Origin of the sequence: Rhodococcus sp. P1Y (genome assembly GCF_003641205.1) — a bacterium.
In the GTDB taxonomy this organism is placed as follows: Bacteria; Actinomycetota; Actinomycetes; order Mycobacteriales; family Mycobacteriaceae; genus Rhodococcoides.
Genome location: NZ_CP032762.1, coordinates 2893781 through 2912823 on the forward strand (window position 1 = coordinate 2893781; position 19043 = coordinate 2912823).

The following is a 19043-nucleotide window of genomic DNA, read 5'->3' on the forward strand; positions in this document are numbered from 1 at the left end:
CGTGACGCCGGCCACTGCCATGCCCGAAAAACGAAAGAGGTTCCAGATGAGCGTCACCACGCAGGTCCCGCAAGTACCGTCGGAAAGTCAAGGGAAACAACGACGATGGTCCCCATGGCCGTCCAGGGTCTGGCCGGTACTGCGCTACGCGGCCGCCCCCGGTCGAGCACTGATTACCGCCGCCGTGGCGGGCGGGATCGGCGCGATCATGCTGGGGGAGAGGGGTATCGGCTATCCGATCACGGCCGCCGCGGTGCTCGTGGCCATCGTGTGTTCGGGGCGTCGACGACCGTCCCCGTGGGATGTCGCGGGGGCTGCCGCCATTCTGGCTCTGACATCGGTCGCAGTGTTCCGTTCGTCGGATTGGCTGGTGACGATGTGCGTGTGGGCAGCTGTCGCGGTCTCCGGTGCCGTGCTCTCGAGGTCCTGGACGTGGCGCGGAACATTCCTCGGGGCGCTCACCCCGGTGTTGTTGCCGGTCAGGACGATGCGGTGGGCATCCCGCGGGGTGCGTCGTCTCGACACCGGGCGCATCGATCCGGCAAGAATTGTCGTAGTAACCGTCGTGACCGGCGTGGTCGTGGTCGTCTTCTCGGCGTTGTTCGCCGCCGCCGATCCGACCTTCGAGAGAATGCTCGATGCTGTGGTGCCGCAGTGGGATCCGTCAGCAGCCGCCGGAAGAGTCGCGCTGTTCCTACTGGTGGCCGGTGGGGCACTTGCGGCGTCGTATCTGTTCACACATCGGCCGCGATTCGACCGAATTGCGCACCCGTCGCCCTCGACCGTTTCGAGATGGGAGTGGATCGTTCCCGCGGCGTCGCTCGTGATCTTGTTCGCGGTGTTCGTCGCTGTCCAGATCACGACGCTGTTCGGTGGACAGGCCCATGTCCGGGTGACCGACGGTTTGACCAACGCGGAGTATGCGCGCCAGGGATTCTGGCAACTGCTGGCGGTCACAGCATTGACGTTGCTCGTCATTGCCGTCGTTGTCAGGAAAGCGCCGCGTGAATCGGTGGGGGACCGAGCTGCCCTCCGCTCTGTGCTCGGCGTGCTGTGTGTCCTCTCGCTCGTCGTCGTCGCTTCCGCCCTGCATCGAATGTCGCTGTACGAACAGCAGTACGGATATACGACGCTGAGGCTCTTCGTCACCTCGGTCGAGTGGTGGCTGGGTTCGGTATTCGTGCTCGTCATGGTCTCGGGGGTACGGATGTCGGCTCGTTGGCTTCCCCGGGCGGTCGGCGTAGGCGCGGCTCTGACCGTGCTCGGCCTCGCAGTCATCAACCCGGACGCGTACGTCGCGGGCCACAACGTCGACCGATTCGCATCCACGGGCAAGATCGACACGCAGTACCTTTCAGGACTGTCGACCGACGCAGTCCCCGAACTCGATCGCCTTCCCGAGCCGTACCGGAGTTGCGTGCTTCCGGCAGCGGACACGTCGAGGGGGTGGCGTGGATGGAACCTCGCCGACGCGAATGCGGACCGAATTCGTGAGAGTGATCCGGTGCTCGCGTGCACATCGACCCCGTGACGCGATAAGGTGGCGCCGACAGCTCAGGAGCAGAAGGAGGTAAAGCCATGCGACACATAGGTCTGGTCGCAACGTGTCTGGTTCTCCTCCTGATGCTTGCCACACTCCCTGACTCCGCAATTGCGTCGGTCGCCTTCGGCCTGGTTCTCAGCGCTGTCGTCGTCACGGCCCAGATCGTCGGAGGTCGGACACACCTGTTGAGTGTGGTGTTCGGAAACGGGCACGGTCCAGGTGATCAGCAGCGCCGTCTCCGCGGCTCGTTCCGTCGGCAGCAGCGTCCCGACGAGGCAGGCCGACCTATGCCGCGCGCACCGGGCGTCCTGGCGGGGGCGCTCTGACGTTTTTGCATGAGCTCCCTCGGACCGGTCCCTGACAGTCCGATTTTCATCCGGGAGCTCGCATGCTTCGTCTTCGGTTTCCGCGTAGCGGCTACATGCCGCTCGCAGCTCTCTCTGCTCTTGCACTTCTCCTGCTGGTCGTCGTGGACGATCAGTCCGGTCTGCACGTTGCCCTGATGGGCATTGCCGTCGCGGCACTCGTTGCGGTCGGCGCCTGCGAGTCTGCGGTGATCCTGCCGCGCAACGATGTCCGCGGACATCGTCCAGCAGAGGAACGACGCCTCCGGGGCGACTTCCGTCGCCAACACCGTCCCGATTCACCGGGACGCCCCATGCCGAGAGCACCGGGAGAAGGACTTCCGGCCAGTCATTCTGCGCCCTGAACAAGGCGCAGAAGGACAGGTCGAAACGTCCATCGACCGTCACTCTCGAAGAGGTGCACTCTCATGCTCGACTTCATCTACTACCCCGTGTCCGGAATTCTGTGGGTCTGGCACACCGTGTTCGGTTCGGTTCTAGGCCCGGACAGCGGCCTCACGTGGGCCTTGGCCGTCGTGTTCCTGGTGTTCACTCTCCGGCTCGTCCTGTACAAACCGTTCGTCAAGCAACTACGAACACAACTGACGATGAAAAAACTGCAACCCGAGATCAAGGCCTTGCAGAAGAAGTACAAGGGTGACCGGGCTGCCCAAGCTGCCGCGATCCAGAAACTGCAGAAGGCCCATGGATTCAACCCTCTGCTCGGATGCCTTCCGCTGCTGGCTCAGGCACCGGTGTTCATCGGACTACTTCACGTCCTCCGATCGTTCAATCGCACTGGCACCGGGTTCGGGCAGCTCGGAATGTCTCCGCAGGAGAACGCGAACACCGCGAATTACTTCTTCAGCGCGGCCGACGTGCAGTCCTTCCTGGATGCACGGCTGTTCGGTGCGCCGATCTCGGCTGCCATCAACAGCTCTCGCGCAACCTTGGAAGCGTTTGCGCCCTTCGGTGGGGTCCCGACGGTGATGACCATCGCCCTCGTCGCCGTTCCATTGATGGTGCTGGCCAGTGTTGCAACGCATTTCAATTCACGGGCTTCGATTGCCAGACAGGACGATGCGGCTCGCGCCAATCCGCAGACTGCCATGATGAACCGATTGTTGCTGTGGGTGTTTCCCGCAGGCGTTCTCGTCGGCGGCCCGGTGCTGCCGATCGCGGTACTGCTGTACTGGGTCGCGAACAACGCATGGACGTACGGTCAACAGCATCTGGTGTACCGGCGGCTCGACGTCGAGGACGCGTCCGCGCCTGTTCCCGAGGTGCGCGCAGTCGCACCCAAGCCCGGAGCGAAGCCGCGACGACGCTGACGAATTCCTCCGCTGTCGGTCCCGTCGGCTACCGTTTCCGGCGTGCCTAATCCATTCGTTGTGTCCACAGTCAATGTCAACGGAGTCCGTGCTGCCGCCAGGAAAGGCATGCTGCCCTGGTTGGAGGCAACCGATGCCGACGTCATCTGTCTGCAGGAAACGCGCGCCAACGATGGCGAATTGACCAAGGCGCTCGCGCCTGCGCTGGACGCGGGATGGCACCTGGCGTCGGCGGAGCCGTCAGCCAAGGGGAGAAACGGCGTTGCGGTGCTCTCCCGCACGGCACCCGATGCCGTGCGGGTCGGCATCGGCGCCAAGGAATTCGTCGAGTCGGGCCGCTACATCGAGGCCGATTTCGGGGATGTGACGGTCGCCAGTCTGTATCTACCGTCGGGAGAGGTAGGCACCGAGCGGCAGGACGAGAAGGAGAGGTTCATGGCGGCGTTCGCCAAGTACCTCGCCAAGATCGCCAAGGCGGCCAAGGCGGCCGATCGCGACGTCGTCGTCTGCGGCGATTGGAACATCGCGCACACCGAGAACGACCTCAAGGCATGGAAGACCAATCGCAAGAACTCCGGCTTCCTTCCGGAAGAACGCGAGTGGGTAGCGGCGCTTCTGGCCGAGAATGCACCGTGGACGGATGTCGTGCGGGCGTTGCACCCGGACGTGGAGGGCCCGTACAGCTGGTGGTCGTACCGAGGAAAGGCGTTCGACAACGACGCAGGCTGGCGCATCGACTACCAGTTCGCGACGCCCACGCTCGCCGAACGTGCCAAGGAGGCCGTCACCGAGCGGGCGGAGGCCTACGACCAACGCTGGTCCGACCATGCTCCGGTGACGGTCCGTTACCGCTAGAGCCTGGAGGAAAAGGCGTTGCTCGGTCGTGAAAAGATCATGACCATGTCTTCTTCACCTACCGACGCACCACAGGCACCGCGTCAGCGCGTGCTCTCCGGCATTCAGCCGACGGCGGACTCGTTCCACCTCGGGAACTACCTCGGTGCCGTTCGTCAGTGGGTGGCCTTGCAGGACGAGTACGACGCCTTCTACTTCATCCCGGATCTGCACGCCATCACGGTTCCGCAGGATCCCAAGGGCCTGCGGAACCGAACACGTATCGCGGCCGCGCAACTGTTGGCGGTCGGTATCGATCCGAAGCGTTCCACGTTGTTCGTGCAGAGTCAGGTCCCCGAGCACGCACAGCTGGCGTGGGTCCTCAACTGCATCACCGGTTTCGGTGAGGCAGGGCGGATGACGCAGTTCAAGGACAAGTCCGCCAAGCAGGGCCGCGATCAGACGTCGGTGGGTCTGTTCACGTATCCGATTCTGCAGGCCGCAGACATCTTGCTCTACCGCCCCAACCTGGTGCCGGTCGGCGAAGACCAGCGCCAGCACTTGGAGCTGACTCGTGATCTCGCTCAGCGCTTCAACACTCGCTTCAAGAAGACCTTCGTCGTTCCGGATGCACACATCATCAAGGGCACGGCGAAGATCTTCGATCTGCAAGAGCCGACGTCGAAGATGAGCAAGTCGGGGTCCAACCCTGCCGGAATCGTTAATTTGCTGGACGATCCGAAGGTGACGGCGAAGAAGCTGCGTTCAGCGGTCACCGACAACGAGCGCGACATCATCTTCGACCCAGTAAACAAGCCCGGCGTCAGCAACCTGCTGGTCATTCAGTCCGCATTGTCGGACCGGTCGATCGACGAGCTGGTGGCGGCGTACGAGGGCAAGGGCTACGGGGACTTGAAGTCCGAAACGGCCGATGTGCTCACGGAGTTCGTCACGCCGCTTAAAGCCAGTGTCGACGGGTATATGTCCGATATTGCCGAGTTGGACCGCATCCTTGCGGACGGCGCGGATCGGGCCAGGGAGGTAGCGTCACGCACGTTGGCACAGGTGTACGACCGAGTGGGGTTCCTGGCTCCGAATTCTTAGACCGCGCACTCACCGGCAGTGGGGGGACTGACGGAGAGCCTACTTCGAGAGGGTGATTGTCGTTCCTGACTTCGGCGCAATACTGCAGGAGCGTCGCGAGAAGTGGCCGTGGTTCGACCATACTGTTCGTGCCGCATCGCGATACCAGGCGCAGAAGGGCGATTACTACGCCGCCGGGATGACCTACTTCAGCGTCCTGGCCCTGTTTCCTTTGCTGATGGTCGCGTTCGCCGCTGCGGGATTCGTTCTCGTGGGACAGCCCGAATGGCTGGACGAAATCAGAGAACAGATCGCGCAGAACGTGCCTGGCAGTTTGGGCGACACCATCAACGACCTGATCAACACAGCAGTCGAGTCGAGAACCAGCGTCGGCATCATCGGTTTGCTCGGTGCGCTCTATGCAGGACTCGGATGGATCGCCAACTTGCGGGAAGCGTTGACGGCGATGTGGGAATCCGTGCACGAACCGGGCAGCTTCCTCGCCACCAAGCTCAAGGATCTGGCTGCACTTGTCGGGCTGGGACTGGCTCTTGCCGTGTCGCTGGGGTTGTCCGCTCTGAACGGCGGCTCGGTCATGAAGAGTCTGCTCGAGTTGGTCAATCTCGGTGAGGTCCCCGGTGTGAGCGTGCTGCTGCGCATCGTGTCGGTGCTGTTGGCTTTGGCAGCGACGTGGGCACTGTTCGTGTGGGTCATTTCGCGTCTCCCTCGCGAGCCTGTCCCGTTCCGAAGCGCGGTCAAGGGTGGTCTGATTGCGGCGATCGGCTTCGAGATCTTCAAGCAGATTGCCGCGATCTACCTTGCATCGGTGACGAACGGGCCGGCAGGAGTGGTGTTCGGGCCGATCATCGGCCTGTTGGTGTTCGTGTTCACGACGTCTCGGTTCCTGTTGTTCGCCACCGCATTTGCTGCAACCACCGCCGAAAGCCTGGCTCTGGCCTTCGTGCCGCCGCCGGAACCGGCCGTGATCACCACCCGTGTCGAGGTCAACGACGGACCGTCGGTGAAGGGCGGTATCGCGCTCGTCGGCGCGGGTGCCCTCGCAGCAGTCGGGCTCGGATTCCTCGGTCGCAGGCGCTGACGACCTTTCGCGTCATGCGCGAGGAGTTCAGCGTCTGCGGCCGAGTTGGCGCGCCCACAACAGGAGACCGAGCACAACCAGTGCACCGATGACGCCGATGCCGATACGTATCGCGTTGTCGCCACCGGACTCGAGTGCGGATTCTCGCTCGGCCGAGCCGGAGTTCTCGCTCGGCGGAGACGCGAGAGTAGGAACCGGAGCGCGTGTGCTCGTGACATCGCCGACCGAGTCCTCCTGCACCAGCGTGCCGACGGCCGCCGACGCCGGGAGGGCGTAGCCGTAGTCGAGAAGCCGAGCAGCTTGCTCCCACGGCCGGATCGGGAAAACATCGCCCTTCATGATGGTGATGGCCAGGCGTCGACCGTTCTTGTCTGCGCCGCCGACGAAAGTCTGTCGGGCGTCGTCGGTGTAGCCGGTCTTGCCTCCCAGAGCGCCGTCGTAGTTGTACAAGAGCTGATTGTCGTTGGACAGTGTGAAGCCAGGTCGGTCGACATCGTCGGGAATCTCGGGATCTTTGGGAAACCCAGGGAACTGGACCGTTTCGGTCGAGATCAGTTGCGCAAAGGTCGGGTTCTCCATCGCCGCGCGGAAGAAGAGAGCCAGATCGTAAGCCGAGCTGGACATTCCGGGTCCGTCGAGTCCGGACGGTGTCGCCGTTCGAGTATCGAGCGCGCCCAGCGACTCGGCTTTGGCGTTCATCTTCTCGACAGTGGCTGCGTCGCCGCCGAGTTGGGCCGCAAGCGCATGGGCTGCGTCGTTCCCCGACGCCATCACCAGACCTTGCATCAGCTGGAAGTTGCTGTAGACGCCACCTTTGCCGATGCCGACTGCGCTACCTTCTGCGTTGGCATCCTCGGCGGTGGCGACGACGGTCGTGTTCAAATTCAGTTCCTCCAGCGCGACGAGTGCGAGAAGAATCTTGATGGTGCTCGCCGGACGGTACCGGCCGTGGGGGTCCTTGGCAGCGAGAACGTCGCCGGAGTCGAGGTCCGACAACACCCATCCGGTCGCCGAAATGTCGGCAGGAAGCGGTGGTGCACCGTCGGGAGTGATCGTTCCGCATTCGGCGAGAGCGTCGCCTCCGACCGCATCGGCTGGGACCGGTAGCGGAGCCGGCACGGTCTCTCCGGGTGCCGGGACCTCGGACAGGTCGATCGCGGGCGGCGGCGTCGTCGCCTGCGGGCAGTCCTCGGTGTTGGGCGTCGTGAACGGGGTGGTGGTGGCGACGGGAGGATCCTCGGGTTGCGCATACGCCGGACCAGCCGTCGTGAACAGGATCGCCGTCGTGGTCAGGGCAGCGCACACCCTCGAAATCGTTCTCATCGCGAATCACCATAGGCGGTCGGGCTGGGCTCACCGAGTAGACCCACCGGATCTGGGTGCACACTATCGAGGAGAATCGACGGCTTCCCGTCGGTTCTCCTCGATAGTGTGCAAGCGGTGCCGGGCGAGAGATCGGTGAAGTAACGCGATTGCCATAGCTGCGTCGCCAAGGCAGTTCGGCTCACCGGCGAGTCCCAGGTCGGATACACGCGGAAGGCGCGTTTGCCTTCCTTGCCCGGCATAGAAAGGACACCGCGCTCACGTAGAACATGCTTGGGGAACTCGAAATAGCCGAACCGTTCGGGCGTCCGGGTGACGACGACAAGGATCTCTAGGTCGTCGTTCTCGTCGAAGGGTTCGATCGGGCCGTTGCCTGCTCGCTTCCAGAACGTGACGAATTGCCCGATTTTCTTCGGCGTGGTGCGTGCGACCCTAAACCGCACCGGCACAGTGTCTCTGAGGAATGCGCAGGCCCCGTACTCGGCACTCTCAGCCTCTTGAACGATGTCCGTCAGCGTCGATCCGTCGATGTCGAAGACGAGTCGCTTCAGTTCGAGAAGCTCAGGGTGCAGCATTGTTCCAGTCTGCTACGAACGACGGCGGACGCGAAAACCCTTTACCCGGACACGTCCCTCGTCGATTCGCTGGCACGGTCCCGCCGCTGGCTTCAATCCTTGTACTTGCCGACGAATTCGTTCATCGTCTTCAGTTGGTAGCGGGAGACTTCGTCTGCGTTCTCGTTCTCGGCGAAGACGCTCGACACCATGACGGTGTCGTCCTTGCCGTAGAAACCGAGTTCGCCCAGGCTCCCGAAGAACTCGTCCCAGTTGACATCTCCGTCACCGATCTTGAGATGTTGGTGCACTCGTACGGCGTTGCCGGGAGGGTTGGTGATGTAGCGGAGGCCGTGCGACCGGTGGTGATCCATGGTGTCTGCGACGTGCACGAGGCGAACGAGATCACCTGCGGTGCGCATGATTCCGGGAAGATCGCCGCCCATGTGGAACTGATGGCAGGCCACTACGGCCATGCCGATGTTCTTCGAGTTGATACCGCGGATGACGCGAATCGCAGCCTGTCCGTCCTCGACGAAATCGTCGGGGTGCGGATCGATGCGGACGTCGATGCCTTCTCGTTCGACGATCGGAACGAGCTCTTCCATGGAGCGGTAGAACGCGCGCTCGGACTCTTCTGCCTTCTCCGGTCGACCACTGAACTCTGTGTTCATGACGTTCACACCGAGGTCGACGGTGATCTGGATAGCGCGCTTCCAATACCGCACAGCGGCTTCGCGGGCATCCTCGTCGGGACCCGACCAGCGCAGTACCGGCAGAACCGATGCAATGCCGACGCCTGCGTCCTTGCATGCCTTCTTGAACTTGGCGACGAGGTCGTCGTCGGCTTTGGGGTGATTGAAGAACGGGATCATGTCCACGTGCGGCGTGAGCTGCAAGTAGTCGTAACCCAGATCCGCGACTACGCGGGGCAGCTCCAACAACGAGAAGTCATGGTGAAACGGCGTTGGATCGAGAGCGATTTTCATGGTTCTGCGGTCCTAGGGGTTCAGTTGCCGGACGGACGAAGGAAGGGGCGCTGAATCTTCTTCCACTTCTCGTAGGTGGCGTATGCAGTCTGGGTGGATTCGAGCGTCGACGTCGCGCTCACCGGAACGTCCCACCAGGATTCGGAATCCGGCGCCGCGATCAGCGGGTCGGTTTCCACGTGAATGACAGTGGATGTCGTGCTCGCCTTGGCAGCCTTGACTGCGTCGGTGAACTCGTTGCCGTTGTTCACTCGCACCACCTCGACACCGAGGCTGGCCGCGTTGGCCGCCAGATCGACCGGCAGAATTGCGCCGTCCAGTCTGCCGTCTTGTCCGCGGTAGCGGTAGTCGGTTCCGAAGCGTTGTGAGCCGAGGGATTCCGACAGCGAGCCGATGGATGCGAAGCCATGGTTCTGGACGAGGATCATGATGATCTTGACGCCCTCCTGCACGGCGGTGACGAGTTCGGTTGCCATCATCAGGTAGGAGCCGTCGCCGACCATGACGAATACGTCGCGGTCGGGCTCGGCCATCTTGGCGCCGATGCCGCCTGCGACCTCGTAACCCATGCACGAGAAACCGTACTCGACGTGGTAGCCCTTGGAATCGCGCGTGCGCCAGAGTTTGTGCAGATCACCTGGCATCGAGCCGGCAGCACATACTACGACGTCGCGGGGATCGGACAGCGTGTTGGCCAGGCCGATGACCTGATTCTGGTTCAACGGCGCCGTCGAATCCTCGATCTTGTACACCGCGGACACGGTCGCGTCCCACTCCGCTGCCAGTTCGGCCGTGCGAGTCCGGTATTCGGCGGGAACCTCGTAGTCGCCCAGCGCCTCGATCAAGGCGTCGAGTGCTTCGCGGGCGTCGGAGACGACCGAGATGCCACCCTGCTTCACCGAGTCGATCGACGCGACGTTGATGTTGACGAAGCGAACGTCGGGGTTGTTGAACGCCGTCCGCGAGGCGGACGTGAAATCGCTGTAGCGAGTACCGATTCCGATGATCACGTCTGCTTCGGTCGCGATCGCGTTGGCTGCGGTGGTGCCGGTGGATCCGAGGGCGCCGACGGACTGGGGGTGGTCGTAGGTCAGCGATCCCTTACCTGCCTGGCTCTGGCCGACCGGGATTCCGGTCTTCTCGCACAGGGCTGCAAGCGATTCGGTGGCACCGGAGTAGATGACGCCGCCGCCTGCGACGATCAGGGGCTTCTTTGCGCTGCGGATGACCTCGGCAGCACGGGAGACGACGGACTTCTCCGGTAGCGGGCGCGCTACGTGCCACGTGCGCGGCGCGAACAGGGACTCGGGCCAATCGAAGGCCTCGGCCTGAACGTCCTGGGGGATGGCGATGGTGGCGGCACCGGTCTCGACGGGATCGGTGAGTACACGCATTGCGCCGAGTAATGCACTCGGCAGCTGCTCGGGACGCCACACCCGGTCGAAGTAGCGCGACAGCGGCTTGAACGCGTCGTTGACGGTGATGTCGCCGCTGGACGGGAGCTCGAGCTCCTGCAGTACGGGCGCACTCGCCCGGGTGGCGAACGTGTCTGCGGGAAGCAGCAATACGGGCAGACGGTTGATCGTCGCGAGCGCGGCGCCGGTCAGCATGTTGGTCGAACCCGGTCCGACGCTGGCGGTGACGGCCCAGGTCTGGAGGCGATCCTTCTGGCGTGCGTACGCGACGGCGCTGTGCACCATGGCCTGCTCGTTGCGTCCGAGGACGTAGGGGAGTTCCGGCTCGGTGCCCGCTTCGACGGCGTCGATTTCGGCCTGCAGAAGCGCCTGGCCGAGACCTGCGACGTTGCCGTGGCCGAAGATGCCGAATGCTCCGGCGAAGAACTTCGTGCGAACGCCGTCCCGCTCGACGAACTGGTTCGCGAGAAACTTCACGGTTGCCTGGGACACGGTGAGGTGCACTACGGGTTCGGTGTTCTCGGTCTTGCTCGCCGAGATCGGTGCGGTGGACACCACGGTCATGCTCCTGTCGGTGCGGAGTCGAGGGTTAGGCCGTTCAAGGGAAGTCTGGGATCGACGGCCTGGTCGGCCCAGGTGCCGCGGATCCAGGTGTGCTCGGGATCGTCGACGATGTTCCAGGCGCGTTCTTTGCCCGGTCCGGCCATGACGTTCAGGTAGTACATGTGGTACCCGGGAGCAGCGACGGACGGGCCGTGGTAGCCGTGCGGCACGAGTACAACGTCGCCGGTGCGGACCTCTTCGAGCACCTCGATGGGCCGTGCCGGAGTGCCGTAGACGCGGTGGTAGCCGAAGCCGTTGCTGCCGTCGGGGCCTTCGGCGATCTCGAAGTAGTAGATCTCTTCGAGCGCGGACTCGGTCGGTGTGTTCTCGTCGTGCTTGTGGCCCGGGTACGACGACCAGTTGCCACCGGGGGTGATGACCTCGCACGCGATGAGCGAATCGGCCTCGAAAGTATCGGCGGTGCCGAAGTTGTGAACCTGACGGCTGCAATTGCCTGCGCCGCGAAGCTCGACGGAGACGTCGGCTGCGGGCACGTAGCGGAACGGAAGCTTCTTGTCGGCGCGGGCGCCGCACAGGGCGAACCGTCCGCCGTCGACACTCGACAGCGTGTACGCGGAATCCCGCCCGACATAGGCGAAGTCGGAGGGACCGTCGAAGACCGATGCGCGGCCGGCGAGGTCGAACTTCGTGCCGTCACTGGAGACGGTGGCCGAGCCCGAGAGCGGCACGACCATGATCTCGTCGGGACCGGAGTCGAGATCCAAGGACTGGCCAGCCGTCAAAGTGACCGTCCGCAGGCTGGATTCGGTCCATCCCGCGGACTCGGGCGTCACGACTACGTCGAACCCGTCCTTGCTGCCCGATCCTGCTGCGATGTAGAACTCGGAGTTCATCTCTCACCTCACCATGTCGACTGCGGTACCGACAGCTGCTTCGACGTTGCCGTCCTTGGGGTAGAGCAATGTGCGTCCGACGATCAAGCCCCTCACGGCGGGGATCTCGAGTGCCTTCGCCCAGCTGGCGTAGGTCTCCTCGGGAGCGGTCTGCGGATCTCCGCCGAGAAGCAGCGTCGGGAGAGTCGTTGCGTCCATGACGCGTTCCATCTCGTCGACGACCGGCAGTTTCATCCAGGTGTAGGCGGAGGTCGATCCGAGGCCTTGGGTGATGTGGATGGACTTGATGACGGCGTCGGCGCTCAGGTCGTTCTTGACGCGACCCTCGACACGACTGGACAGAAAGGGCTCGACCATCGCGATGAGTTGGTGTGCGGCGAGTTCATCGATCGCCTGCGCGCAGGCGGTCATCGTTGCGAGGGTGCCTGGATCGTCGAGAGCAATGCGGGTGAGCATCTTCGCGCCGTTCATCCGTGCTTTGGCGGTCGACGCTGCGGTAGCACCGGTCATTCGGTCGTCGAGCTCGAACGACGCGCCGGCCAGACCGCCGCGGTTCATCGAAGAGAAGACGACCTTGTCCTCCAGCGCCCCGAGAAGCACGAGGTCGTCGAGGATCTCCGAGGAGGCGAGGACGCCGTCCACGCCGGGGTTGGCGAGAGCAGTACGCAGGCGGTCGAGCAGCTCGGTGCGGCTGTTCATCGCGGTCTGGTCGGTGCCCACCGACAGTGCGCCGCGAGCGGGGTGATCTGCGGCGACGATCATGAGCCTGCCGTTGCCGCGGATGGTCTCGCGCGTGAGGCGGGTGGCCCAGGCGCGCTCGATCGCGTGTGGGTCGCTCGCACGAATTGCGGTGACCTCGGCGTACGTCGAAGCGGCGGGCTGGGTCAGCGTGGTCTCAGACATTGACGGCCTCCGTGGCAGTTTCTTCTGCGAGGGCTGCTACCTCGGCGGCGGTCGGCATGGCGGTGGAGCACTCGAGACGCGAAGCGACGATCGCGCCTGCTGCGTTGCCGTATCGAAGGATCTTCTCCAGCGGCCACCCTGCCAGCAGTCCGTGGCACAGCGATCCACCGAAGCTGTCGCCTGCACCGAGCCCGTTGACGACGTCGACGAAATTGGGCGGGACAGTGACGGTCTGGGATCTGGTCTTGCCCATGACGCCCTTGGGGCCCATCTTGACGATGGCAAGCTCGACGCCGAGATCGAGCAGTGCGTCGGCTGCTTTGTGTGGGTCGGTCTCGCCGACGGCGACCTCACACTCCTCCTTGTTGCCGACGGCGACGGTGACGTGCTGCAGGGCTTTCCGCACCTGCTCGGTAGCTGCAGCGGTGGACTCCCAGAACATGGGACGGTAGTCGAGATCGAGAACCGTCAGCGGTGCCCGTCCTCGCGCCTCCCACGCTGCGAAATGCGCGCTGCGGCTCGGCTCCTCCGACAGACCGGTAACGGTCGACCAGTACAGACGAGCGCTCTTCACCGCTTCGGTATCGATGTTCTGCGGCGTGATCTGCAGGTCCGGCGCCGAGGGCTTGCGGTAGAAGTACAGCGGGAAGTCGTCGGGCGGGAAAATCTCGCAGAACGTGACGGGTGTGGCGAATTGGGTGTCCGTGACGACGAATCGATTGTCCACTCCGAGGCGCGCGAGTTCGGCAGCGACGTAGCGCCCGAACGGATCGTTGCCGACACCTGAAATCAAGGCGGACTTCTCGCCGAGACGCGCTGCAGCGACCGTCACGTTGGCTGCGCTTCCACCGAGAAACTTCCCGAAGGACTCGACGTCTTCCAGGCCGACGCCGGTCTGCAGCGGATAGATGTCGACGCCACTTCGCCCGATGGCGAGGACGTCGAATGCCGTGGTGTTCGCATCGGCTGAGGTGGTCAAGATCGACTCCATGAGGGTGTAGAGGGCTTCGCGGAGGTGGTTCGCGTGCCGGCGGCTCGTCGCGTTCTACTGTGCGCCAGGCCACACGTTGATGTCAATAGTTTGTCCTGACATTCTTACTACCGGTCAAGGTGATGTTAGTGTTCGCCTACACTTCCGATCAAGCCGGGCGGACGGTGTCGCCCACTTCGAGATACGGAGCCATCGGTCATGACTGCGTCGAATGTAGGTATGGGGTCGAATGTGACCACTGGTCGGACCCGAACTGGCGCATCAGTGGCAACACCCTTGTCCGTGGAGTTGGACAGGGGAAGTCCGGTACCGCTGTACTTCCAGCTGGCCCAGGCGATCGAGGCTGCCATCCTGGGCGGGCAGTTGGCGCCCGGAGATCGATTCGAGAACGAATTGGCTCTCGCCAAACGACTCAATCTCTCCCGGCCCACTACTCGGCGTGCGATTCAGGAATTGGTGGACAAGGGTCTGCTGGTTCGCAAGCGAGGCGTCGGTACCCAGGTCGTGCAGAGTCCCGTCCACCGGCCGGTCGAACTCACCAGCCTGTTCGACGACCTGGCTCGCGCCGGGCAGAGCCCGTCGACCAAACTTCTCGACTATCACGTGGGAATCCCGACCGACGAGGTTGCGCGAGAGCTCAATCTCTCCGACGCCACCGAGGTCGTGACGATCAAAAGGCTTCGAAGCACCAACGGTGAGCCGCTCGCGCTGATGACCAACCACTTGCCGTCCGCTATTGCTCCCGACGCCGACGAACTCGAGTCGCAGGGTCTGTATCAGTCGCTCCGCACTCGGGGAGTGCACATTCGGCTCGCGCGTCAGCGCATCGGCGCGAAAGCGGCCGATCGCGACGAGGCGCAACTGCTCGACGAAAAGTACAAGGCCCCGTTGCTCACCATGCATCGCACGGCGTTCGACGATTCGGGCAGCGTGGTGGAGTTCGGTTCGCATGCATACCGTGCCTCGCGCTACTACTTCGACACCACCGTGGTAGATCGTTAGCGTAGTTCGGTTCCAGCCGTCGAGCCCCTGATCTGCAGGGCGGGAGGCACGAGTTCCAACGACCCCGCGGAGTTCTTGTCGCTCATCCTAGAGACCAGCGCGGTGGCGGCGCGTCGCCCCACTTCGATTGTTGCGTTGTCCACGCTGGTCAACCACACGTGTCGCAGGCGCGCGATGTATGTGTTGTCGTAACCGACGACCGAGACGTCCTGCGGAATGGCCAATCCGCGATCTTGGCACGCTGTCATGGCACCGATCGCAACGATGTCGTTGACGGCGTAGACGGCGGACGGTCGTGTCCGTCCGTCGAACAATCGCGCGGCAGCGGCGTGGCCGTCGTCCTCGGTCATGTCGCTTGGTTCGACACGTACGTGCCTCGTCAGTCCGTGTGCCGCCATCGCGGCTCGGTAGCTGGTCTCTCGGATATCGCCCACCGCACCGATTCCCGCGATATGAGCGATTCGGCGATGCCCGAGACCCACGAGGTGATCGACGGCGAGTTTCGTCCCGAGTTCGTCGTCGTTGGCCACGACGTCGACTCCGGGGAGGTCGAGGTCTCGGCTGGCGACGACGACGGTCGGCATCGATGCGGCCGCCTCGGCTATCGCTCGACTCGGCATCCTCGTTCCGACGAGCGCGAGGCCGTCGAGTCGCAGGTTCATGAAGCTCTCGAGATGGGCCTCGTCCGAGCTGCGGTCGAGTCGACCGTCGGCGAGGAACATTGTCATTCCATTCTCTCGCAGAACCGAATTCATACCTTCGAGACAGTCGACGAACCACGGGTTGCGTAGATCGTTGAGGAGTACGCCGACGATGTCGGTGCGTTGCTGCGTCAGGCTGCGTGCGCTGAGGTTGGGGCGGTATCCGAGTTCACGGATGGCCCTCTCGACGGCGCTGCGCTTGTCGTCGCTGACCGAGCTCGAACCTCGAAGAACCAGTGATACAAGCGATTTGGACACGCCTGCGTGTGCAGCGACAGTTCGAATGGTCGGCTGGGTCAACTTCGGTGCTCCATTCTTCTCGCGTGCCTCGCAAGGAAACGCTAGCAGTGTCGGTGTTGACTTCGGTGCGGTCCGTACCGCACACTCTAGTGCAGGTTGGACCGGTCCAAAATAGTCGGTTCGTCGGTGGACGAGGAGATTCACAGTGAGTGCAGCGCAGGCCATCCGTGTAGGTGTCACCGGTTTCGGCTGGATGGGTCGCGTGCATACGCAGGCCTACGCCCGCCTGCTTCACCATTATCCGAACCTGGCACTCGCGCCGACGCTTGCGTCGGTAGCTGACGAAGTGCCGGGCCGTTCGGAAGAGGCGGTAGCGCAGTTCGGGTTCGAGAACGCAACCACCGACTGGCACGATATCGAAACCGACTCGTCGATCGGGGCGGTGTCCATCACTGCGCCGAACTTCTTGCACCGCAGCATCGGAACGGCGATGGCGGCAGCAGGCAAGCACATCTGGATCGAGAAGCCGGTCGGTCTGTCCGCAGACGACGCCCGTGCTGTCGCACTCGCCGCCGACGCAGCAGGCGTGCAAACGGCCGTCGGGTTCAACTATCGAAACGCGCCGGCAGTCGAAGAAGCCAAGGCGCTCATCTCCTCCGGTGAGATCGGGTCCGTGACGCACGCGCGGTTCCGCTTCTTCAGTGACTACGCCGCCCACCCCGACGGCGCCCTCAGCTGGCGGTTCGAGCGAGCCCGTGGTGGCAACGGTGTGCTCGGAGACCTAGCATCGCACGGGTCCGATCTACTCTGGTACTTGTTGGGAGACATCGATTCTCTCGTCGCCGACACCGCAGTGTTCGTGCCGCAGCGCGCGAAGCCGAGCGGTGCGACGAGCGGGCATGCACTCGCCACCGGCGGTGAACTCGGCCCGGTCGAGAACGAGGACTACGTCAGCAGTCAGATTCGCCTCGCATCGGGCGCTCGCGCAACCCTCGAGGCGAGCCGTGTGTCAGTGGGCGAACAGAATGCATACGGCTTCGAGATCCACGGAACGAAAGGCGCGGTCTTCTGGGACTTCCGCCGGCTCGGTGAGCTCGGTGTGAGCGTCGGAGATCGGTACCAAGATCAGCCGGTATCGACTCTGTTCGTCGGCCCGAAGCAGGGTGAGTACGGCGCGTTCCAGCCCGGTTCGGCCTCCGCGATGGGATACGACGACCTCAAGGTCATCGAGGCCAAGCGGTTCCTGCAGTCCATCGCAGAAGGCAAGCCCGTCGGCGCGACGGTGTGGGACGCGGTCCGCAGTGCCGAGGTCCTCGATGCGATGACCGAGTCGGTCGCGTCGGGAAGCTGGGTCGAGCCCGGCGCTTAGCCGTAGTGGCCTAGTCGGCTGCCACTGGTCTATTTTGCGGCCGAACGCTCGGCGATCAGGCGCTCCAGCGCCTTGGGGTTTCTGGTTTGTGTCAGCACCGTGCCCGGCCCGGTGAAGTCGAAAACCCACCCCTCGCCGGACTTCAGGCTCTGCATCGTCTTACCACGTACCGCCCTGCGCATCTCGAAGCTCATGTTCAGGTGGTAGGCAACGACGTGCCCGGAATCGATGGTGATCGATTCCCCTGCAGCTAGATTCACCGTGTCGATGGCACCGTAGACGGCGAGAAGAACCTGCCCGTCACCGGATGCCTTGAATCCGAACCCGCCCTGCCCTCCGAAGACGTTCTTCATCCCGCCCCACTGGGAAACAACGCTCACACCCTTCGAATTCGCGAGCCACGCTCCCTGCCCCAGATAGAAATCCTGGCCGGACGTGACGGGAAGCGCGACGGTGTCTCCCGGAAGGTGACCGGCGACGTCGACCCAGCCGCCCCGCTCGGTGCGGTGTACGTGGTGACGAAGTAGGAACCGTCACTGAGCGCGGCTCGCTTCAATCCGCCGAGGAATCCGCCCGGCGTGCTGGCCTCCACGTGCATGTCGGCAGAGCAGGCAACCATCGACCCACCTTCGACGTCGAGGCATTCACCGCCCGCGAGTACGCAGCGAGCAACGGTCGACGACGGTGCATGACGCAGGTCAATGTCCATGCGATAGAACTGTAGGCGAGCGCGGCCGGTTGCACCGGGGTTCGTCGGATCGGCTATCCAGCAATGCGATTCGCTCGGGGCGAGTGGTCGGTTGCGGCCATTCGGTCACGATCCGCGGCCGGTTTCGGTTCGTCCTCGCGGTGCCGGCGTCGGCTTTCGCCCCGCCGAATCGGTCAGCGGGGCGACATCCCGGCCGCGCGGTAGGCGTCGTCGATCAATGCCATGTTGGTGACGGCATCGGCGGCGCCGAGGGGGAGCGGTGCACCGTTCAGCACGTGGGCGGCGAAGGCCTCGAGCTGATACGTGTACGACGAGCGTTTTCCGAGATGCTCGACGGTGGTCTCCGATCCGATCGTGATGCTGACCCGATCATCCTCGTTGGGTTTGATGAAGTTGTGCGCGAACGCCTCACCTTTCGAACCGATCACCTTCGCCGTGAACAGGTAGTCCGGATCGATCATCGAATTGGACGACGTGCCTGTCGCACCGCTGGGAAATTCGAGGTTTACGTCGAGTGACTCGTCGACTCCGGGGTAGCGCTCGACTGCTGTGGCCGTCGAGATCGTGGGGTCCCCGCCCGCATACAGCCCGAACAGGCGTTGCGCGTGCAGGCCGTAGCATCCCAGGTCCATCATCACCCCGCCTGCCAGCTCGAGCGACCATCGGAGATCGTCCGGCTCCGGCGCGGGCATCCGCATCACGATCTCGACGTGTCGCAGTTCGCCGAGGGTGCCGTCCTCGACCAACTGTTGCAGCCGCCGAGACACCGGATGGAACAGGTAGTGGAACCCTTCCATGACGGTGACCTCCGCCGAAGCTGCAGCGTCTGCGACGCTCGCTGCTTCGGCACGATCACGGGCGAACGGCTTTTCGGTCAGCACCGGCTTGCCTGCGCGCACGGCCGCGAGATTCCACGGCGCGTGCAGTGAGTTCGCGAGCGGGTTGTAGACGACGTCGACTTCGGCGTCGTCGATCACATCCTGGTAGGACTCGAGAACCCTCTCCACGCCGTACTTCTCGGCGAAGGCCGAGGCTCGCGCCTTGTCGCGCGCAGCGCACGCGACAAGGCGATGACCCAGAATGTGGGCAGGCTCGACAATGGCGACCTCGGCGATTCGTGATGCGCCGAGGACGCCGATTCGGAGTGCGCTCATGC

General features: G+C 63.7%; 17 protein-coding genes and 2 pseudogenes. 9 read left to right on the top strand and 10 right to left on the bottom strand.

Annotated features, from left to right (window positions below):
* Positions 1–46 precede the first annotated feature (46 nt).
* The 7 genes and pseudogenes from D8W71_RS13340 to yhjD all read left to right on the top strand — a co-directional run bounded on the left by D8W71_RS13340 (position 47) and on the right by yhjD (position 6234).
* Positions 47–1531: a DUF4153 domain-containing protein gene (locus D8W71_RS13340; RefSeq protein WP_121114082.1), complete on the top strand. Its 1485-nt coding sequence runs from the start codon at positions 47–49 to the stop codon at positions 1529–1531.
* Between the two features lie 47 nt (positions 1532–1578).
* The gene (locus D8W71_RS13345; RefSeq protein WP_121114083.1) at positions 1579–1869 is read left to right on the top strand and encodes a DUF6412 domain-containing protein; all 291 of its coding nucleotides are present in this window, start codon (positions 1579–1581) and stop codon (positions 1867–1869) included.
* 62 nt (positions 1870–1931) lie between these two features.
* The gene (locus D8W71_RS13350) at positions 1932–2252 is read left to right on the top strand and encodes a DUF6412 domain-containing protein (protein ID WP_236077872.1); all 321 of its coding nucleotides are present in this window, start codon (positions 1932–1934) and stop codon (positions 2250–2252) included.
* A gap of 63 nt (positions 2253–2315) precedes the next feature.
* Positions 2316–3206, top strand: a pseudogene (gene yidC, locus D8W71_RS13355) (membrane protein insertase YidC); the annotation flags it as partial.
* A 54-nt stretch (positions 3207–3260) separates the two neighbouring features.
* Positions 3261–4073, top strand: coding sequence for an exodeoxyribonuclease III (locus tag D8W71_RS13360; protein ID WP_442972031.1), 813 nt, complete (start codon positions 3261–3263; stop codon positions 4071–4073).
* A 45-nt stretch (positions 4074–4118) separates the two neighbouring features.
* Complete coding sequence (gene trpS / locus D8W71_RS13365; protein ID WP_121119111.1) at positions 4119–5156, top strand: tryptophan--tRNA ligase; 1038 nt, start codon at positions 4119–4121, stop codon at positions 5154–5156.
* A gap of 52 nt (positions 5157–5208) precedes the next feature.
* The gene (gene yhjD / locus D8W71_RS13370; protein ID WP_121114086.1) at positions 5209–6234 is read left to right on the top strand and encodes an inner membrane protein YhjD; all 1026 of its coding nucleotides are present in this window, start codon (positions 5209–5211) and stop codon (positions 6232–6234) included.
* A 27-nt stretch (positions 6235–6261) separates the two neighbouring features.
* Here the strand turns inward: yhjD and D8W71_RS13375 are convergent, their stop codons facing one another.
* The 7 genes from D8W71_RS13375 to iolC form a co-directional block, all read right to left on the bottom strand.
* On the bottom strand, positions 6262–7557 hold the full coding sequence (locus tag D8W71_RS13375; protein WP_121114087.1) for a D-alanyl-D-alanine carboxypeptidase family protein: 1296 nt from the start codon (positions 7555–7557) through the stop codon (positions 6262–6264).
* On the bottom strand, positions 7554–8132 hold the full coding sequence (locus tag D8W71_RS13380; RefSeq protein WP_236077873.1) for a MepB family protein: 579 nt from the start codon (positions 8130–8132) through the stop codon (positions 7554–7556). The genes D8W71_RS13375 and D8W71_RS13380 overlap by 4 nt, the downstream gene beginning before the upstream one ends.
* Positions 8133–8224: 92 nt before the next feature.
* Positions 8225–9100: a sugar phosphate isomerase/epimerase family protein gene (locus D8W71_RS13385; RefSeq protein ID WP_121114088.1), complete on the bottom strand. Its 876-nt coding sequence runs from the start codon at positions 9098–9100 to the stop codon at positions 8225–8227.
* A gap of 20 nt (positions 9101–9120) precedes the next feature.
* Positions 9121–11079: a 3D-(3,5/4)-trihydroxycyclohexane-1,2-dione acylhydrolase (decyclizing) gene (gene iolD / locus D8W71_RS13390; protein ID WP_201265344.1), complete on the bottom strand. Its 1959-nt coding sequence runs from the start codon at positions 11077–11079 to the stop codon at positions 9121–9123.
* On the bottom strand, positions 11076–11972 hold the full coding sequence (gene iolB, locus D8W71_RS13395) for a 5-deoxy-glucuronate isomerase (protein WP_121114089.1): 897 nt from the start codon (positions 11970–11972) through the stop codon (positions 11076–11078). Before iolB ends, iolD begins: the two co-directional genes overlap by 4 nt.
* 3 nt (positions 11973–11975) lie before the next feature.
* Positions 11976–12875, bottom strand: coding sequence for a Cgl0159 family (beta/alpha)8-fold protein (locus D8W71_RS13400; protein WP_121114090.1), 900 nt, complete (start codon positions 12873–12875; stop codon positions 11976–11978).
* Positions 12868–13866, bottom strand: coding sequence for a 5-dehydro-2-deoxygluconokinase (gene iolC, locus D8W71_RS13405; protein WP_121114091.1), 999 nt, complete (start codon positions 13864–13866; stop codon positions 12868–12870). Before iolC ends, D8W71_RS13400 begins: the two co-directional genes overlap by 8 nt.
* A gap of 219 nt (positions 13867–14085) precedes the next feature.
* On the opposite strand from iolC, the gene D8W71_RS13410 reads away from it, so the two are divergent.
* Positions 14086–14868 carry a GntR family transcriptional regulator gene (locus D8W71_RS13410; protein ID WP_121114092.1) on the top strand — a complete coding sequence of 261 codons (783 nt, stop codon included), beginning with the start codon at positions 14086–14088 and terminating at the stop codon, positions 14866–14868.
* Here D8W71_RS13410 and D8W71_RS13415 read toward each other — a convergent pair.
* On the bottom strand, positions 14865–15869 hold the full coding sequence (locus D8W71_RS13415; protein WP_121119117.1) for a LacI family DNA-binding transcriptional regulator: 1005 nt from the start codon (positions 15867–15869) through the stop codon (positions 14865–14867). The two genes, D8W71_RS13410 and D8W71_RS13415, sit on opposite strands and share 4 nt — an antisense overlap.
* Before the next feature lie 145 nt (positions 15870–16014).
* Here D8W71_RS13415 and D8W71_RS13420 point away from each other — a divergent pair, with 145 nt between their 5' ends.
* Positions 16015–17178 carry a Gfo/Idh/MocA family protein gene (locus tag D8W71_RS13420; RefSeq protein ID WP_121114093.1) on the top strand — a complete coding sequence of 388 codons (1164 nt, stop codon included), beginning with the start codon at positions 16015–16017 and terminating at the stop codon, positions 17176–17178.
* A gap of 29 nt (positions 17179–17207) precedes the next feature.
* Here the strand turns inward: D8W71_RS13420 and D8W71_RS28415 are convergent.
* Together D8W71_RS28415 and D8W71_RS13430 are read right to left on the bottom strand one after the other, a co-directional pair.
* A pseudogene (locus D8W71_RS28415) lies at positions 17208–17887 on the bottom strand (TIGR00266 family protein).
* A 173-nt stretch (positions 17888–18060) separates the two neighbouring features.
* Positions 18061–19041, bottom strand: coding sequence for a Gfo/Idh/MocA family protein (locus tag D8W71_RS13430; RefSeq protein WP_121114094.1), 981 nt, complete (start codon positions 19039–19041; stop codon positions 18061–18063).
* Positions 19042–19043: the final 2 nt, after the last annotated feature.

Coding starts and splice junctions, on each gene's coding strand:
- D8W71_RS13340 (WP_121114082.1), top strand. CDS start 47: ATGAGCGTCACCACGCAGGTCCCGCAAGTACCGTCGGAAAGTCAAGGG.
- D8W71_RS13345 (WP_121114083.1), top strand. CDS start 1,579: ATGCGACACATAGGTCTGGTCGCAACGTGTCTGGTTCTCCTCCTGATG.
- D8W71_RS13350 (WP_236077872.1), top strand. CDS start 1,932: ATGCTTCGTCTTCGGTTTCCGCGTAGCGGCTACATGCCGCTCGCAGCT.
- trpS (WP_121119111.1), top strand. CDS start 4,119: ATGTCTTCTTCACCTACCGACGCACCACAGGCACCGCGTCAGCGCGTG.
- D8W71_RS13375 (WP_121114087.1), bottom strand. CDS start 7,557: ATGAGAACGATTTCGAGGGTGTGCGCTGCCCTGACCACGACGGCGATC.
- D8W71_RS13380 (WP_236077873.1), bottom strand. CDS start 8,132: ATGCTGCACCCTGAGCTTCTCGAACTGAAGCGACTCGTCTTCGACATC.
- D8W71_RS13385 (WP_121114088.1), bottom strand. CDS start 9,100: ATGAAAATCGCTCTCGATCCAACGCCGTTTCACCATGACTTCTCGTTG.
- iolD (WP_201265344.1), bottom strand. CDS start 11,079: ATGACCGTGGTGTCCACCGCACCGATCTCGGCGAGCAAGACCGAGAAC.
- iolB (WP_121114089.1), bottom strand. CDS start 11,972: ATGAACTCCGAGTTCTACATCGCAGCAGGATCGGGCAGCAAGGACGGG.
- D8W71_RS13400 (WP_121114090.1), bottom strand. CDS start 12,875: ATGTCTGAGACCACGCTGACCCAGCCCGCCGCTTCGACGTACGCCGAG.
- iolC (WP_121114091.1), bottom strand. CDS start 13,866: ATGGAGTCGATCTTGACCACCTCAGCCGATGCGAACACCACGGCATTC.
- D8W71_RS13410 (WP_121114092.1), top strand. CDS start 14,086: ATGGGGTCGAATGTGACCACTGGTCGGACCCGAACTGGCGCATCAGTG.
- D8W71_RS13430 (WP_121114094.1), bottom strand. CDS start 19,041: ATGAGCGCACTCCGAATCGGCGTCCTCGGCGCATCACGAATCGCCGAG.